Origin of the sequence: Staphylococcus kloosii (assembly GCF_003019255.1) — a bacterium.
Classification (GTDB): Bacteria; Bacillota; Bacilli; order Staphylococcales; family Staphylococcaceae; genus Staphylococcus; species Staphylococcus kloosii.
Genome location: NZ_CP027846.1, coordinates 1,747,371 through 1,763,225 on the forward strand (window position 1 = coordinate 1,747,371; position 15,855 = coordinate 1,763,225).

Consider the following 15,855-nt stretch of genomic DNA (forward strand, 5'->3'; position numbering starts at 1 on the left):
GTATTATTCCTTATTGGAATGTAAACTTAGCAGTAAAGGAGATTTATTATGAATAAAAAAATAGTTTTAGAGTCTGCCGCACAAAAATTTAGTGATGCTAACAAGCCACATCCACGCATTTATGAATTAGCCCCTGAAGATGGTCGAAATTTACTAGAAGAAGTACAAACATCCCCAGTGGAAAAATATGATGTAGATATTGAAGATACAAATTTTTCAACTGAAAAATGGGGGGATATTCAAGTCCGTTTTATTCGCCCGAAAGGAAATAAAGATAAGCTTCCAATAATATATTATATACATGGAGCTGGTTGGGTTTTTGGCAGTGCAAAAACACATGACAAATTAGTAAGAGAATTAGCTGTAAGAACAAACTCTGTAGTAGTATTCCCAGAATATACACGCTCTCCAGAAGCTAAATACCCAACAGCAATTGAACAAAATTATGATGTATTGCAACAACTAAAAGACGTATCTGAAAAGAAAAATTTTGATATCAATAAATTAACAGTTGCAGGTGATTCAGTTGGCGGTAATATGGCTACTGTAATGACTATCATGACAAAACAATACGGTGGATTGCCAATAAAACAGCAGTTGTTATATTATCCTGTAACAAATGCAGAATTTGATACAGAATCATATAACCAATTTGCTGAAAATTACTATCTTACTAAAGAAGGTATGCAATGGTTTTGGAATCAATATACAGCGGATTCTAAAGAAAGAGCAGAAATCACTGCATCTCCGTTACGTGCTTCTATTGAAGATCTTAAGGGACTACCGCCTGCTATGATTCTAAATGCAGAAGCTGATGTATTACGCGATGAGGGCGAGGCTTATGCAAATAAATTAAGAGAAGCTGGCGTTGAAATAGCTCAAATACGTTTCCAAGGAACAATTCATGACTTTGTTATGGTGAATGACTTGGATCAAACCAGTGCAACTCGAGAAGCTATGGATATTTCAACATCTTGGATTAATAAGAAAAACAATTATTAATATTTCTATTAAAACAAATGATTAACGTGCATTCCTTGCATTATCATTTAGTGAATCAACAATATGTTGATTCACTGTTTATATAAAAATAAGAGATTAAAGGAAAGAGTATATAGTGCAGACAATACTAGGAAGTAATGGACAAATTGGACAAGAAATTGCTAAAGAAATTTATAGTAAATATACTAAAAACATACGGTTGGTAAGTAGAAAACCTAAAAAAATACACGATACTGATGAAGTGGTCCCAGCAGATTTGATGAAATATGAGGATACTTATAAAGCTATTGAAGGCAGCGATATTGTTTACTTTGCTGTTGGTTTACCATCTAATTCAGAAATGTGGGAAAAACGGTTTCCTATAATTATGGAAAATGTTATTAAAGCATGTCAAGAAACGAACAGCAAATTAGCGTTCTTTGATAATACTTATATGTATGAAAAAAATGATAATGTGCAAGTAGAAAGTAGTCCATTTAAAGCAAAAGGACGTAAATCAAAAGTACGCGCTGAAATGGCTAACATGTTATTATCAGCTATGAAAGATGAAACAATTGATGCAGTCATTGGTCGCGCACCAGAATTTTATGGGCCAGATTTAACTCAAAGTATAACGAACTCTATGATTTTTAATCGCGTTAAAGAAGGCAAACGAGCAATTGTTCCATTGAGTGATTCTGTTCTACGTACACTTATATGGACGCCTGATGCTAGTCGCGCATTAGCATTGCTTGGTAATACACCTGATGCTTATGGAGAAACTTGGCATTTACCTACAGATTCTAGCATTACCTATAGAAATCTTATAAATAAAGTTGAAAATATTATTAATAAAAAAGTTAACTATACTGTGCTTCCAATGTGGATGTTTAAAGTAGGAAGCCTATTCAATAAACAAGTTAAGGAACTTGTTGAACTTTTACCTAGATATAAGTATGACAATATATTCAAATCACAAAAGTTTAAAAAACAATTTCCTGATTTTAAAACAACAACATTTGATGAAGGTATCAATCAAGTATTTTCCAAAAAGTAATTTTGTTTAAAAACAAAGGATTTTAATAATGAAAAAGATAATGATTGTAAACACAAGTAGTAATCAGTTTAGGGATAGCAAGAAATCTACTGGATTGTGGTTTGGAGAACTCGTTCATTTTTATGACTGTTTTAACAATAACAATTATGCAATTGACATATTTAATATAAAAGGTGGCGACACTCCTATTGACCCAGTGAGCTTAAACACATTCATGTAAGACCGTGTAACCAAAAAGTATTACAAAGATCAACATTTTATGAATTTGTTAAAAAATGCGCAGTCAATTGCTTATGCAAATTCTAAAGAATATGATGTTATTTATTTTACTGGTGGTCACGGTGTTATGTTTGACTTTCCTGACAACCAATTTATACAAGCTGCAATAAATGAAGTATATAATCATGATAGTATATATTCTAGCTAAACCCAGAAGATTTATTATTAGAATCTTAATTCACAAACAAAATTGTTTATTAATCGAAAACACAACGACGTGCAACGTCGTTGTATTTTTATATATTTATAGTAGTGTTATTATTTTAATTAAGGATTTTAAGTAGTCATTAGACTTTAAAATGCTATAAATAAGATATAATAATTTTGATTTCTTTGAAGTGAATTTTCATTAATTAACAAAGGGGATTTGACGATGAACGAAATAAAAGTTGTTTATGGCTTAGTTAAAAATGAAAATGGTGAAATATTATCAGTTCATAACATAAAGCATAATACATGGAGCTTACCAGGTGGCGCTGTTGAAAAAATGAAAGTTTGAAGGATGCAGTAATTAGAGAATTTTTTGAAGAAACAGGTTTCGATATAGAGGTGGAAAATATAGTTGCAATTAACGAAGGTAAAATCTTGAACCATAATAATCATGCTTTATTTATAACATTTAGTTGTAAAATAGTAGGTGGGACTTTAACTAATAATTCCCCAGAAGAAATATCAGAAATAAAATGGCTAAAAAGTAATGAAATTGATAATTATATCAAATATTATCAATCTAATATTATAGAGTTATTTAATAATAAAGCTGATTATTTTTATGAAGGTGAATTCGAAATATAATATTTCGAATTCAAAAATTTTGTAAAAAAATGACTGAGTTTTTAAATTTTTTCTGTGTAGAATCTCTATCTGATACTAATCCCAGGAAAGTATCCGCATAAAAAAACTGCCCACAAAGTTCAATACTTTGTCGACAGTCTGAGACAACGAGTGCATCGACTCACTGTCTTTTATATATTAACCAATAAAAATTAAAACAATACCTGCAATAAGTAATATAATAGAAAGTAACTTTTGACTTCGTTGAACTAAATCACTTAATAATACTAAAGCGATACCGACAACTAATAACTGATTATTAAATGTTGTTATTCCCATAAAATCACCGATCATCATAATAACACCGTAGACTAATACACCGACTAGTAATACAGTACATACTATTGATAAAACCTTTGCGAATTTCATAATAAAACTCCTTCATATTTATAAAAGACAAAAACCAATATTTACAAACAATATTATAACTTAATTACTATCGATACTTCTAATCATTAGATTAACATTTGGAAGTTCATAATTTGTTAGATATACTCAATACATAATTCGATAAATGATAGCAGAGAAGGTTTAATATGACACAACATTTAATAGCATTTCACAATGTTTCTAAAACAATAAATCGTACTACGATAATTAAAAATTTTTCATTAACCATTCCGCCAAATTCCACTACCTACATACAAGGAACTAATGGCATCGGTAAAAGTGTAACTTTAAAATTAATCGCTCAATTAATTAAACCAACTAAAGGAAAATTAAAAGTACACGGTACAATAAGTTATATGCCAGATGTTTTTCCTAAAAATAACAAAGTTACAGTTAATGAGTTTTTAACTACAATCTACAAAATCGAAAACGCTAAAAGCGTACATAATATGGATAAAGCACTCGCTTTCTATTATGACAAATTGAATTTAAGTCAGTTTAAAAATAAAAAGTTAATCGACTTATCAAAGGGGACATTACAAAAAGTAAATATAATCCAAACCTTATTAAAAGATGCTGATATTTATATTTTTGATGAACCATTTAATGGATTAGACCAGCAAACGCTAAATAACTTTGTTCAATTACTTAAAAAATTAAAGGCAAATAAGGCTCTAATATTAACGTCTCATGAATATGACATTGCTAATGACTTAGCAACACATATTTTAAATTTAAATAACGCTACATATACTGCAAATCAATCATTTCATCAATCTAATGTTAAATACGTAACAATACCTTATGCTAATCATTTACCACAAGAGTCACTTCAATATATTGAATTTAGCGAAACCTACGACAATAAAATGACGCTCACAGTAAAAAGTGCTGATAGTAATACATTATTAGATATATTGATAAAAAATAATCACACAATACTAGAAGTTAGGGAAGAAAGCTTATGTTAATGTCTTTTTTATCGTATCAAAACAAAAAATTTTTACGTTCTTATCATTATATTGCTCCGTCACTTTGTTATTTTATTTGGTTAATGATCAACTATATGTATCGTAATTTACCAATTTTACCAAGTTATGCAATAAGCATGATTGTCTTAATGCCGATTATGACATGGATTACCATAGTCTGTTTTAACAAAGATTCAATAAATGAGCGTTATTTATTTCAAATTCATTTGTCTTCAAAAATAAAATATATACTGTTTAAAAGTATTTATTTGTTGCTATTTAGTTTAATATTTATCATTATTGCCATAATTTTACCAATTATTTTAGGTTCATTTATACATAAGATTACTGTAACTATAATTGTAATTAGTTTTTTAGTACATATATGGGCAGCTGTCTTTGGTATTTTGATAGGTCTAATAGTCCAAAATTGGTTTTTAATGGGGAAAAAATATGCATGGCTCATAACTATTTTTATATTACTAATTACCATACTTAAAACTACATTAATAGAAAAATTTTCTGCACTTAAATGGGTCTTATGGATTTTCCCACCCCTCAATAGCTTTATGACACAATTAAAGAATGGCACGTTAAATTTATTTGAACCACATTTTATACTATTAAATATATATTGTTGTGTATATACTTTGATAGTAACCTTAATCATTGTATTCACTTATAGAAAGAACGGCTGAAACAATTATTAATTAAACAGGAGTTTTAACACTGAAACATATAATTTGTAAAGATTTTGCTTCGTGCTGACGCCTGAGGGAATCGTATGAGTGAGAGACTACAGGCTCGAACCGTACTATACTAAATCAAGGCAAGCATGCACGACAAAATCGTAGATTATAAAAAATAACACCTCATTTTTACTAAATAAATCAGTAGAATGAGGTGTTACTTAATTTGAGTTAAGAATTATGTCCAAACTCTTATTTCGAGAATAGATATTATGAATTTGCAAATACAATAATTTCTATAATTGCTATGACTAAAAACACTACGAAAATAATGCCATATACTTTTTTGTTAGAAGCTTTATTAGCATCATTAGTGCGTTTTTGAGACTTGTTTGGAGAAGCCGTTATTAACACAATGAATGAGTACACGGCTATTAATACCGTTATACCGAATAGAATCCAAAAGCCCATGCTAAATACCTCCCTAGACTTATAAATGCTCAATTATAAGTTCTTATACTTTATTCATAACTATATTTTAATACAATTATTCTATATAGCCAATTTGTTTATTAATATTTTTAAAAGAACTAAAATCAAAAACACTTGACCGTATAAATCAGCGTTAAAATGCGTTATAATAAAATGAAAACAATTGTATAGAGGTGTCTTATTAATGAATGGTCTTAGAAGTGTTACTACAGGTACTAATGATTTACAAAAAACCAAAACATTATTTAGCGATATACTCGGACTTAGCGTAGAAGAAAAAAATGGCGCATTAAGATTTGGTGACGCTGAACTTAATTCGGGAACACGCATACATTTTGTAGAAATTCCTAACTATCATTGTACAAATAATCATATTGATAGTATTGGCTTACGTATACCTACTGATGAAGGTATTGCAGAATATCAATCAATATTAGATAATGCAAACATTGACTATAGTGCTACGACAGATTTAAATGGACACCAATATTTTCAATTTAAAGACCATAATGGTCAATCATTTGAAATTTATTCAAATGAGCATAATACGGGCACTCCACTTGGTATGCCGACATTTGACAGTGTTGTTAATCCTTTACACCAAATCCAAGGCTTAGGACCTGTTATAGTAAAAGTAAACGAGCTTGTTTTAACACAATCTATTCTAACTAAAGTTTTCAGTCTAGAACATTTTGCTGAATATTTACCTTATGACGATGCACCACAAAAGATTCAAGTCTTTAAAATTGGTGATGGTGGCTTAGGTGGGGAATTGCACATATATTCAGCCGAAGATGATGTTAAAATGCCGGAACACGGTATAGTAGAACAAGTAGAATTTGCAACTGAGTCGCCAGAAATATACCAAAATGCAGTTCAACAATTAGAAATAATTGGTATTCCGTATCAAACTCTAGATCAAGGCGAATCAAAATCTTTAAGAATATCAGAAAATAGCGGTATTACATTTATCTTAACGCTAGAAAACATTAAATAATGAAAGGAACTTTTTTATGTTACATGAAACTTGGAAAGACAATACACCATTAAAAACTGTAGAGGTTGTTCATACTGATGCACAAAAATTTAAAGTTTCTAATATGTTAACTATCGGTAAACAATACGATGTAATCAATGAAACAGAAGAATATTATCAAATCGTTGATAATTCAGGTCTTGTCGGTGGTTATTACAAAGAATATTTTAAAGAAGTGTAATCTCAACACTATCAATTTATAAATTTATACAGACTAGGGCAGAACATTCATGTATTTGCCCCAGTCTATTTTTAATTTTTAAAGCTATTTAAGAAAGGAAGGAACAACATGACAAATATGCAATATATCAATGCAGACGAAAGTGTATATAACGACGCATTATCATTATTGAAATTAAATAAAAATTTATTATTAAAAGGACCAACTGGTTCTGGTAAAACAAAATTAGCCGAAACATTAAGTGAAACGTTAGAACAACCAATGTATCAAGTGAATTGTTCCGTTGACTTAGATGCTGAAAGTTTATTAGGTTTCAAAACGATTAAGACAAACGATGACGGCCAACAAGAAATTGTGTTTATTGATGGACCAGTAATTAAAGCGATGAAGGAAGGTCATATCTTATATATAGATGAAATCAACATGGCTAAACCTGAAACTTTGCCCGTATTAAACGGAGTATTAGATTATCGTCGTAAATTAACAAACCCATTTACTGGTGAAGTGATTAATGCAGCGCCTGGTTTTAATGTAATAGCAGCTATAAACGAAGGTTATATTGGTACATTGCCAATGAACGAAGCATTAAAAAACCGCTTTGTAGTTATTCAAGTTGATTATATTGATGGTAATATTTTAGGTGATGTCATTAGACAACAAAGTCAATTACAAGACGAAAAATTGATTACTCAAATCATAAAATTCAATGAAGATTTACGTACGATGACAAAGCAAGGCCAAATATCTGAAGAGGCTGCGAGTATTAGAGCTTTAATTGATTTAAGTGATTTGGCAACGGTTATGCCTATCGAAAGAGCAATTAAACGTACAATAATAGATAAATTAGAAGATGAACGTGAACAACAAGCTATTATCAATGCGGTAGAATTAAATTTTTAGTGAGGGATAAATATGAGCGAGCGTTTTATTAAATTTAATGATGAACAATTAGACGCAAAGCAAGTCATGATGCTACAAGACTTAGCACGTTTACTACTTAAAAGTGAACAAACGCAAGTTAAAATACAAAAGTTCCCTTATTATGATCCACAAAATGACACGCTAATTACGAGTTCATTTTGGTCGCATCGACCTAAACAAATTGAAACTACAGGCTTAAAAACTGACGTCATATTAGCGGCATATGGTTATAAGCTGATGGATATAGACGTAGTAAATGATGTCATCCGTGATACAAACTTTACTCACACTAAATTTTATCAGCAATTATTTAAATTGTTAGAAGATAAACGTGTGATAAGTGAAATAGTGAAACAACGGCCTACTACAGAAAAAGCATTGTCATTAAGAAATGAGATTCGTACAAATTATATAAAGTCTCAAATCAATGTCTATAAAACAAAAACAACTTATACCGATTTGTTATTTTTAAATCTAACTTATTCAATACTTACGGAGAATTTTTATGATGTTCCTCAAATACATCCTTCTATAGATGATATTTTATTAAATATGTATCAATACTTGCCTAATGTATTTAATTGTGAAAGCTCTGAAGATAATCAATTTTTAGCACAGCGTATTATGTTTCAAATCGATGATATTTTAAAAGAAGATATGTTAAATGAATATTATCATCTACCTAAACAAGTATATGCGGCAATGGAAACGATGACTTTCGATGAGTTGAAAAGAACTGATGCGAGTAAAGTAGATGGAAATAATAATGAGAGCGATGAAGAACCTGAAAGTGAAGAAATTGAAAACAAAGCAGCAGATAGTCAATCTTCAGGTGGTGCTTATTTAGAAATGGAGCTGCACGAAGGTGAAAATAGCGACACTGCAAGCGACAATGACACCGATCGTGAAGGTGATGCTAGTGATGATATGACAGATATGCAAACCAAAAAGGGTAAAGGTACAAATAACACTATAGATAATTCAGAAGGAAGTGCTTTAGGTGCTAAGAGTCCATTTGCTTTAACTGGTATTAATGAGAACGTTGAGATTGATTGGCGTGTCCCAGATATTAGACCAGAATACGTAAAAACTTATCATGATGTAGAACAATCAGTGGGTATTGAGACAAAAGATTTAATTCAAATTATCAAAAAAGCGATTGATCGTGAATATACTGATGAGCGAAACAACCTGACTAAAGGACGATTACAAAAGAATTTATTAAATTGGTTTGTCGATGATCAATATAAATTATTTTATAAGAAACAAGATTTAAGTCAGACATTTGATGCTACATTCACATTACTCGTTGATGCGTCCGCAAGTATGCAAGATAAAATGGAAGAAACGAAAAAAGGCGTCGTATTATTTCATGAAACATTAAAAGCATTGAATGTAAAACATGAAATATTAGCATTTAATGAAGATGCTTTTGAAGCTGATGATAGAAACCAACCAAATATTATCGATGAAATCATTCATTACGATAAGTCTACTTATGTTAATGATGGACCTAGAATTATGGCTCTAGAACCCCAAGACGATAATAGGGATGGCGTCGCAATTAGAATTGGGAGTGAGCGATTACTACAACGTTCACACAAGCAGAAATTTTTAATCGTCTTTTCTGATGGTGAACCTTCTGCATACAATTATAGCCAAGATGGTATTCTTGATACTTATGAAGCTGTTGAAACAGCTAGAAAACTGGGCATTGAAGTCTTTAACGTCTTTTTAAGTCAAGACCCAATTACAGAAGATATAGAACAAACTATCCATAACATTTATGGTCAATATTCTATCTTTGTGGAAGGGGTAGAACACCTGCCTAGTCACCTTTCACCGTTACTTAAAAAATTATTATTAAAATCATTTTAAACATATCTACTTATAATTTAAAATATTCTGAAAGTTATATAGACTAAATGTCTACAACCATGATAGAATAATGAATATTATATTTTTGGTAAACTGAAGGAGTATTAATTATGAACAAAAATACATGGATAATAGGTTTCACGTTATTTGCAATGTTTTTTGGTGCGGGTAACCTTATTTTCCCCCCAAACCTAGGTTTGGATAGCGGTCATTACTTTTGGCCATCAATTTTAGCATTTTCACTAACTGGTATTGGTTTACCACTATTGGGAGTAATCATTGGAGCTGTAGATAAGCAAGGTTATATCGGCTCTTTAAATAAAATATCACCTAAATTTTCTGTTATCTTTTTAATTGTCATTTATTTAACAATTGGACCGTTATTTGCAATACCACGTACTGCATCAACGTCTTTTGAAATGACAATTACACCGATCGCACATACAAGTAGTAATCTAGCATTATTTATTTTCACTGCTATTTATTTCTTAGTCGTTTTATATTTATGTATCAATCCTAATAAAATGGTTGACCGAGTTGGTTCATTATTAACACCAATACTATTACTAACTATTTTAGCGATGATTATTAAAGGCTTTGTTGATTTCGGTGGAAATGGTCCAAGTAAACCAGCTGAAGCTTATACTTCAAATCTTGCAGGATTCTCACAAGGTTTTACAAATGGTTATTTAACGATGGATGCTATAGCTGCTATCGCATTCTCAATGATCGTTGTAAATGCTGTAAAAGCAACAGGTGTTACGCACGCTAACAAAATTTTAAAACAAACTGTTATGGCTGGTGTTATCGCTGCCGTTGCATTACTATTTATTTATATCTCACTTGGTTTCATTGGTAACCATATGGATGTATCTCAAGCTAAATTAGACAGCTTGGCTGCTAAAGACCAAAACGTCGGTACATACTTATTAACTACAATTGCAGGCGTAGGTTACGGTGTATTTGGTAAATATTTATTAGGTATTATTGTTGCACTTGCTTGTTTAACTACAGCATGTGGATTGATTGTATCAGTATCTGAATACTTCAATCGAATTTTCCCAAAAATTCCATACAAAGCTTATGTAATTATTTTTACAATCATTAGTTTTATATTAGCAAACCAAGGATTGAATTCAGTAATTAAGATGTCAGTACCAGTATTGAGCGTTGTTTATCCGATTGCCATTACTTCTGTACTTTTAATCTTACTTGCTCGACTATTCCCAACAAAACCCATCGCTCAACGTATACCAGTTGCAGTGGTAACAATTGTAGCTATATTAAGCATAATAGACAGCCAAGGTTGGATTAAAATAGGCTTTATCCAAGCATTGCCTCTTAAACAATATTCATTAGAATGGTTCCCAGTAGCCGTAGTATTTACAATTATTGGTTATATTGTTGCTGTATTTGTTAAAAATGAAAAACAAATCGTTTACGAAAAAGAATAATGTAATATGCTTTTATATAACAAACTAAGAGAGTTAAGCCATATTATGGTTTAACTCTCTTTTTTATAATTGTATTTAATTAATTGACATGTAACGTAAGGGGAGAGTGAGTTAAAAAATAAATTATAGTCGCACAATATTGAATAATTTGTTAAGATTGCAAACCAAAATTAATTACCACATTAAAAAGCCATTCGAAAATATAAATATCGAATGGCTTTTATATTGCTAATATATTATTGCTGTTTATTATCTTTTAAGTCTAACAACTGTTGTTTTAATTCGCCTTCAAGTTCAGATAGTTCACCTTCAGCTTGTTGGCGTTTTTGACGTCCTTGTTTTTGAATTTGTAAAGTTTGTTCAATTGTTTCTATAATGTCGCTTTGCGTTGTTTTTAATGTTTCAATATCTACCACGCCACGTTCATTTTCTGTAGCAGTGTCTACAGCGTTTTGTTTAAGCAATGAGGAGTTCTTAAGTAATAAATCATTCGTAGTATCAGTAACAGCTTTTTGAGCCGATACAGCGTTTCTCTGACGCATGAGTGTTAAAGCGATAGACATTTGATTTTTCCATAAAGGGATACTCGTTAATATTGAACTTTGAATTTTTTCTGCCAGTGCTTGGTTCACATTTTGAATCATACGAATTTGTGGTGCGGTTTGGAGCGCAATTTGGCGCGATAGTTGTAAATCATATATACGTTTATCAAGTCGTTCGACAAATTGACTCAAATCAGCTGCTTCTTGAACATCCATTTGATTCGTAGATTGCTTTGCTTTTTCTTGTAATTTTGGTAAATCATGCTGTTCAATTGCATGCTTTTTCTGTTTTGCTGCTTCAATATATAAGGTTAAATCATCAAAATAGTCTTTGTTTTGATTATATAATTCGTCTAACATCTCAATATCTTTTTTAAGATTACCTTTATGCTTATCTAATTCAATTGAAATACGATCTATTTGTGAGCCCACAGACTGCATTTTTGAAAAGACTTCGTTTATAGACGCTTTTGTTCTTTTAAAAATTCGTTTTAATTTGGATTGATTTTCAGGATTCAATTCATCAGGGTTCACTGATTTCAATTTAGACATTAAACTATCTAATGTATCACCTACAGGCCCTACGTCAGAAGTTCGCACATCGTTTAATATACGATGTGAAAACTGTGACATATTGGATTGCGCTTCCGTTCCAAAATTTAATAATGCGTCATTATCCATAGGCGTAATCGATTGGCTTAACTTTTGAATTTTCTGTTGTTCTACTTGAGAAAATTGTTGTTGTTTACTAGTGAGGATTTCATGTTCATTAGTTGTTTGCTCATCGATATATGAGTCAAACGGATGAGCATTAATATAATCTTGTTCTCTAGACATAATAGTTCGCTCCGTTTCTAAATATTACAGTCATTAATTATTTGCGTCTTTTTTGTTCCATTTTATTTAATTCCATCTCTATATCTAACTTTTGATAATCATCTTCATTAATTCTTTTCAAATCTGCTATCAATGTACGATTAACTTCATCCAATGTGATACGTGTTTGTTCGAGTTTTTGCTTTTCTTCCTGTGATTTTTTAGGAGATTTAGATAGTCTTGTATAAGATTCTATTAAGTTTAAAGCATTATCTATATGAGAGTAAAAGAAACTTTCTACCAAGAAGAATTTTGCTGGTTGTTGTTTGACAGCAAAATAAATTGCTCTCGAGATGCGATATATATCACTGACTTGTCGGAAGTCTTTAATAGATCTTACGTTAATAAAAACCTTTAATATACGTCTAATTTTATCCTGTGCATGGTTTAGTTGATTATTGACATAATGATAATCTCTGCGAGACAACCCAATTTCATGCAAGTATTTTCTAGAAGAGATGCGTTGGGTAGGGAAATAAATCCCAAAGAAAGCAGCAATTGAAATTAACAAGTCAAAAATAAATTGTATATCTAGAGCAAAGATACAAACAAACCATACAATAACAGCAATCGGAAAAGCGACAACAGTCCCCAAGACACGAGAAATATTGTATCTCAAATTTCATCTTCCTTTTTAATTTTATATTGTTTTAAATTTTTTCAAATCATGATCTATATCTAAGTCTTCAATGTTGTAGTCATCAACTTGGGAAGAAGGGGAAGCACCTTTAATTACAGCTTCTGTAAATGCTGCAATATCTTCCTCATCGCCTTGAGCATAGATGTCTACAAAATCTTCGACATTTTGAACTGTACCGGTAATATTATATTTTAGTGCTATTCGTTCTGTATAAAAACGAAAACCAACACCTTGTACTATCCCAAATACTTCAATGTGTTTACGTTGCATACAAAATCACCTCTTAATGCTATTATACGCAATTTAAGCTCACAAAACTAATATTTAACATGCACGCTCATATCTTTATCGGTCAAAAGTATGAGACGTAAAACTTGATTTTAGACGTGATAAAGTTAGAATATTACACACGAGATAATTTTCTGGAAGTATACTTATTTACTTTTGGTTAATAAATCATTCAGATAATAAATTCATTATATTTACAAGCTTTGTTTAAGTTTGTTGTAATTATAAATGTATTAAAGTCATCGTAATGGGAGGGATGCATGACATGTGGTCGATAACTAAAATAAGGGCTGATTATGAAGGTTGGTGGCTATTTAGTGATTGGACTGATAATATAGTAGAACGTGATGATTTTGAAACTTATGATGAAATGATAAATAAATATCAACATACAATTCGTAAATGCAAAGAAGATTATGATAATTATTTAATAGGTAAATACAATATACATGCATTTTATAATAATTGTGATTTAGGTTTTTGTGAAGATTGTGATGAAAACTTACAAATATTCTATAGTTTTATTGTATTAAATAATAATAATGTTTATTATGATCTTCCAATAATTCATTGAATCGATTTTTTCAATAATGTATTGCATTTTAAATTAAATTCACGTATACTAGCAATTAAGCAATAGTTTTATTCCATATTGCAAAGAATATTGTCTGTACAGCAACAACTGTGAAACCGTATTTTTTGTAATATGCGAATAACGCATATTGAAAGAATTTTAGTCTTGGAGGTTTCACAATTATGAAACAAGGTACAGTTAAATGGTTTAACGCTGAAAAAGGATTTGGTTTTATCGAAGTTGAAGGAGAAAACGACGTATTCGTACACTTCTCAGCTATTAACCAAGAAGGTTACAAATCATTAGAAGAAGGTCAATCAGTAGAATTTGAAGTAGTTGAAGGCGACCGCGGTCCTCAAGCTGCAAACGTTGTAAAACTATAATCATAGATTTAGTTTATTGACTAATTAAAGAACCTTGTTGATAAGGTTCTTTTTTTTGCTATTTTTATATAAAAAAGAGTTAAAAAAACCGTTACTTTTAAATTAAAAGTAACGATTTTTTTATTATTTAGTATCATTAATAATTAATTGTCTTAATGATTGTCTTTTTATAACTTCTCTTGCTTTCCCATCTTTTAAGAAAAATACAGAAGGTTTTTGCATTTGATTATAATTTGAAGCCATAGAATAATGGTAAGCACCTGTTGATAAAATGGCTAAGTAATCTCCTCTTTGAACAGAAGAAGGTAATTTGGCATCTTTAATAATGATATCTCCAGATTCACACAATTTGCCTGCAAGCGTTACTGTTTCATCTGCCTCCTCATTTCTATTTACTAACAATGCTTCGTAACTAGCGTCATATAAAGCAGTTCTAATGTGATCGCTCATACCTCCATCTACAGAAACATACTTATTTACATTAGGTATATCTTTAATAGTACCAACTTCGTATAATGTAATACCCGCTTCACCAACGATAGAACGACCAGGTTCTATACCAATTTCAGGAATAGGGTAGTTTACTTCTTTAGCAATTGTTTTAATTGCAGTCGTAATTTCTGCGATACCGTCTTCAATAGGGAAGCTTACATCTCCCTCAACGTATTTAATACTAAAACCGCCACCTAAGTTTATTAGTTCAACTTTAATATCTTGTTCGCTTAACCAATTTATAACCATTTTAGCAGTTTCAATCATGGCTTCGGTACCTTCAATTTGAGAACCGACATGGAAGTGAACACCTTTTAAATTTAACTTATCAGCATTATTTACCGCTTCCACACCTTTAATTGCTAAGCCATGTTTAATAGATAAACCAAATTTACTATCTTCTTGACCAGTTTGAATAAACTCGTGTGTATGAGCTTCTACACCAGGATTTAAACGTAATACTACATTGACTGTTTTAGAGGCATATTTATTAATAATATCAATCTCATCTAATGAGTCAATAACGATATAACCAACTTTATTTTCTAGTGCATATTGAATTTCTCGCTTTGTTTTATTATTGCCGTGAAAATGAATATGACTAGGATCAAAACCAGCTTCAAGTGCTGTATATAATTCTCCTTCAGATACTACGTCTAATTCTAAGTTTTCTTCTTCAACGAGTTTAACCATTTGAATACAAGTAAATGCTTTTGAAGCATATGAAATATTATATTTTAAACCACTTTGCTTAAAAGCTTCATGATAGCGTTGCATCTGTGTTCTAATTTGTGTTTCATCGTAAACAATAGTAGGCGTGCCAAAACTTTGTGCGACAGTTTTAAGGCTCGTGCCTCCCATCGATAGTTCACCGTATGCGTTATATTCTACAGTCAT

The 15,855-nt window shown here is 30.7% G+C and carries 19 protein-coding genes; 13 read left to right on the forward strand and 6 right to left on the reverse strand.

Translation table 11 applies throughout. The features are described 5' to 3' along the window. Positions 1 to 48: 48 nt before the first annotated feature. From C7J89_RS08750 to C7J89_RS08765, 5 genes are all read left to right on the forward strand, one after another. Positions 49 to 1,002 carry an alpha/beta hydrolase gene (locus C7J89_RS08750; RefSeq protein WP_103295789.1) on the forward strand — a complete coding sequence of 318 codons (954 nt, stop codon included), beginning with the start codon at positions 49 to 51 and terminating at the stop codon, positions 1,000 to 1,002. Between the two features lie 115 nt (positions 1,003 to 1,117). Then, entirely contained in the window at positions 1,118 to 2,038 is a 921-nt protein-coding gene (locus C7J89_RS08755; RefSeq protein WP_103295788.1) for an NAD-dependent epimerase/dehydratase family protein, read from the forward strand. Positions 2,039 to 2,297: 259 nt separating this feature from the next. After that, a complete protein-coding gene (locus tag C7J89_RS13520; protein WP_158260862.1) occupies positions 2,298 to 2,465 on the forward strand; it encodes a type 1 glutamine amidotransferase family protein in 168 nt (55 codons plus the stop codon). Between the two features lie 225 nt (positions 2,466 to 2,690). Then, positions 2,691 to 2,816 carry an NUDIX hydrolase gene (locus C7J89_RS13315; RefSeq protein ID WP_115206186.1) on the forward strand — a complete coding sequence of 42 codons (126 nt, stop codon included), beginning with the start codon at positions 2,691 to 2,693 and terminating at the stop codon, positions 2,814 to 2,816. After that, complete coding sequence (locus C7J89_RS08765; protein WP_106884407.1) at positions 2,813 to 3,112, forward strand: NUDIX domain-containing protein; 300 nt, start codon at positions 2,813 to 2,815, stop codon at positions 3,110 to 3,112. The genes C7J89_RS13315 and C7J89_RS08765 overlap by 4 nt, the downstream gene beginning before the upstream one ends. A 177-nt stretch (positions 3,113 to 3,289) precedes the next feature. Here the strand turns inward: C7J89_RS08765 and C7J89_RS08770 are convergent, their stop codons facing one another. Beyond that, entirely contained in the window at positions 3,290 to 3,520 is a 231-nt protein-coding gene (locus C7J89_RS08770; protein ID WP_103295927.1) for a hypothetical protein, read from the reverse strand. A gap of 167 nt (positions 3,521 to 3,687) precedes the next feature. Between C7J89_RS08770 and C7J89_RS08775 the strand changes: the two genes are divergently transcribed. Beyond that, on the forward strand, positions 3,688 to 4,512 hold the full coding sequence (locus C7J89_RS08775; protein WP_103295928.1) for an ATP-binding cassette domain-containing protein: 825 nt from the start codon (positions 3,688 to 3,690) through the stop codon (positions 4,510 to 4,512). A gap of 959 nt (positions 4,513 to 5,471) precedes the next feature. On the opposite strand, the gene C7J89_RS08785 is transcribed toward C7J89_RS08775, so the two are convergent. Further along, positions 5,472 to 5,672, reverse strand: a complete 201-nt coding sequence (locus C7J89_RS08785) for a Mid2-like cell wall stress sensor domain protein (RefSeq protein ID WP_103295930.1) — start codon at positions 5,670 to 5,672, stop codon at positions 5,472 to 5,474. A 205-nt stretch (positions 5,673 to 5,877) separates the two neighbouring features. Here C7J89_RS08785 and C7J89_RS08790 point away from each other — a divergent pair, with 205 nt between their 5' ends. From C7J89_RS08790 to brnQ3, 5 genes are all read left to right on the forward strand, one after another. Continuing rightward, on the forward strand, positions 5,878 to 6,690 hold the full coding sequence (locus C7J89_RS08790) for a VOC family protein (RefSeq protein WP_103295931.1): 813 nt from the start codon (positions 5,878 to 5,880) through the stop codon (positions 6,688 to 6,690). Positions 6,691 to 6,706: 16 nt separating this feature from the next. Continuing rightward, positions 6,707 to 6,910 carry a DUF6501 family protein gene (locus C7J89_RS08795; RefSeq protein ID WP_061854701.1) on the forward strand — a complete coding sequence of 68 codons (204 nt, stop codon included), beginning with the start codon at positions 6,707 to 6,709 and terminating at the stop codon, positions 6,908 to 6,910. Positions 6,911 to 7,018: 108 nt separating this feature from the next. Next, on the forward strand, positions 7,019 to 7,810 hold the full coding sequence (locus C7J89_RS08800; RefSeq protein ID WP_103295932.1) for an ATP-binding protein: 792 nt from the start codon (positions 7,019 to 7,021) through the stop codon (positions 7,808 to 7,810). 12 nt (positions 7,811 to 7,822) lie between these two features. Next, a complete protein-coding gene (locus C7J89_RS08805) occupies positions 7,823 to 9,709 on the forward strand; it encodes a vWA domain-containing protein (protein WP_103295933.1) in 1,887 nt (628 codons plus the stop codon). Positions 9,710 to 9,819: 110 nt separating this feature from the next. Then, entirely contained in the window at positions 9,820 to 11,163 is a 1,344-nt protein-coding gene (brnQ3, locus tag C7J89_RS08810) for a branched-chain amino acid-like transporter carrier protein BrnQ3 (RefSeq protein ID WP_103295934.1), read from the forward strand. A 236-nt stretch (positions 11,164 to 11,399) separates the two neighbouring features. Here the strand turns inward: brnQ3 and C7J89_RS08815 are convergent, their stop codons facing one another. Genes C7J89_RS08815 through C7J89_RS08825 form a run of 3 tightly spaced genes read right to left on the reverse strand, consistent with a single transcriptional unit; the run spans position 11,400 to position 13,491 of the window. Continuing rightward, complete coding sequence (locus C7J89_RS08815; RefSeq protein ID WP_103295935.1) at positions 11,400 to 12,542, reverse strand: toxic anion resistance protein; 1,143 nt, start codon at positions 12,540 to 12,542, stop codon at positions 11,400 to 11,402. A gap of 37 nt (positions 12,543 to 12,579) precedes the next feature. Further along, positions 12,580 to 13,200: a 5-bromo-4-chloroindolyl phosphate hydrolysis family protein gene (locus C7J89_RS08820; RefSeq protein WP_061854706.1), complete on the reverse strand. Its 621-nt coding sequence runs from the start codon at positions 13,198 to 13,200 to the stop codon at positions 12,580 to 12,582. A gap of 21 nt (positions 13,201 to 13,221) precedes the next feature. Then, complete coding sequence (locus C7J89_RS08825; RefSeq protein ID WP_103295936.1) at positions 13,222 to 13,491, reverse strand: acylphosphatase; 270 nt, start codon at positions 13,489 to 13,491, stop codon at positions 13,222 to 13,224. 283 nt (positions 13,492 to 13,774) lie between these two features. Between C7J89_RS08825 and msaA the strand changes: the two genes are divergently transcribed. Both msaA and cspA read left to right on the forward strand, forming a co-directional pair. Further along, on the forward strand, positions 13,775 to 14,083 hold the full coding sequence (msaA, locus tag C7J89_RS08830) for a regulatory protein MsaA (protein WP_061854708.1): 309 nt from the start codon (positions 13,775 to 13,777) through the stop codon (positions 14,081 to 14,083). Positions 14,084 to 14,265: 182 nt separating this feature from the next. Next, positions 14,266 to 14,466: a cold shock protein CspA gene (gene cspA / locus C7J89_RS08835; protein WP_001831260.1), complete on the forward strand. Its 201-nt coding sequence runs from the start codon at positions 14,266 to 14,268 to the stop codon at positions 14,464 to 14,466. Positions 14,467 to 14,589: 123 nt separating this feature from the next. On the opposite strand, the gene lysA is transcribed toward cspA, so the two are convergent. Further along, positions 14,590 to 15,855, reverse strand: coding sequence for a diaminopimelate decarboxylase (gene lysA / locus C7J89_RS08840; RefSeq protein WP_103295937.1), 1,266 nt, complete (start codon positions 15,853 to 15,855; stop codon positions 14,590 to 14,592).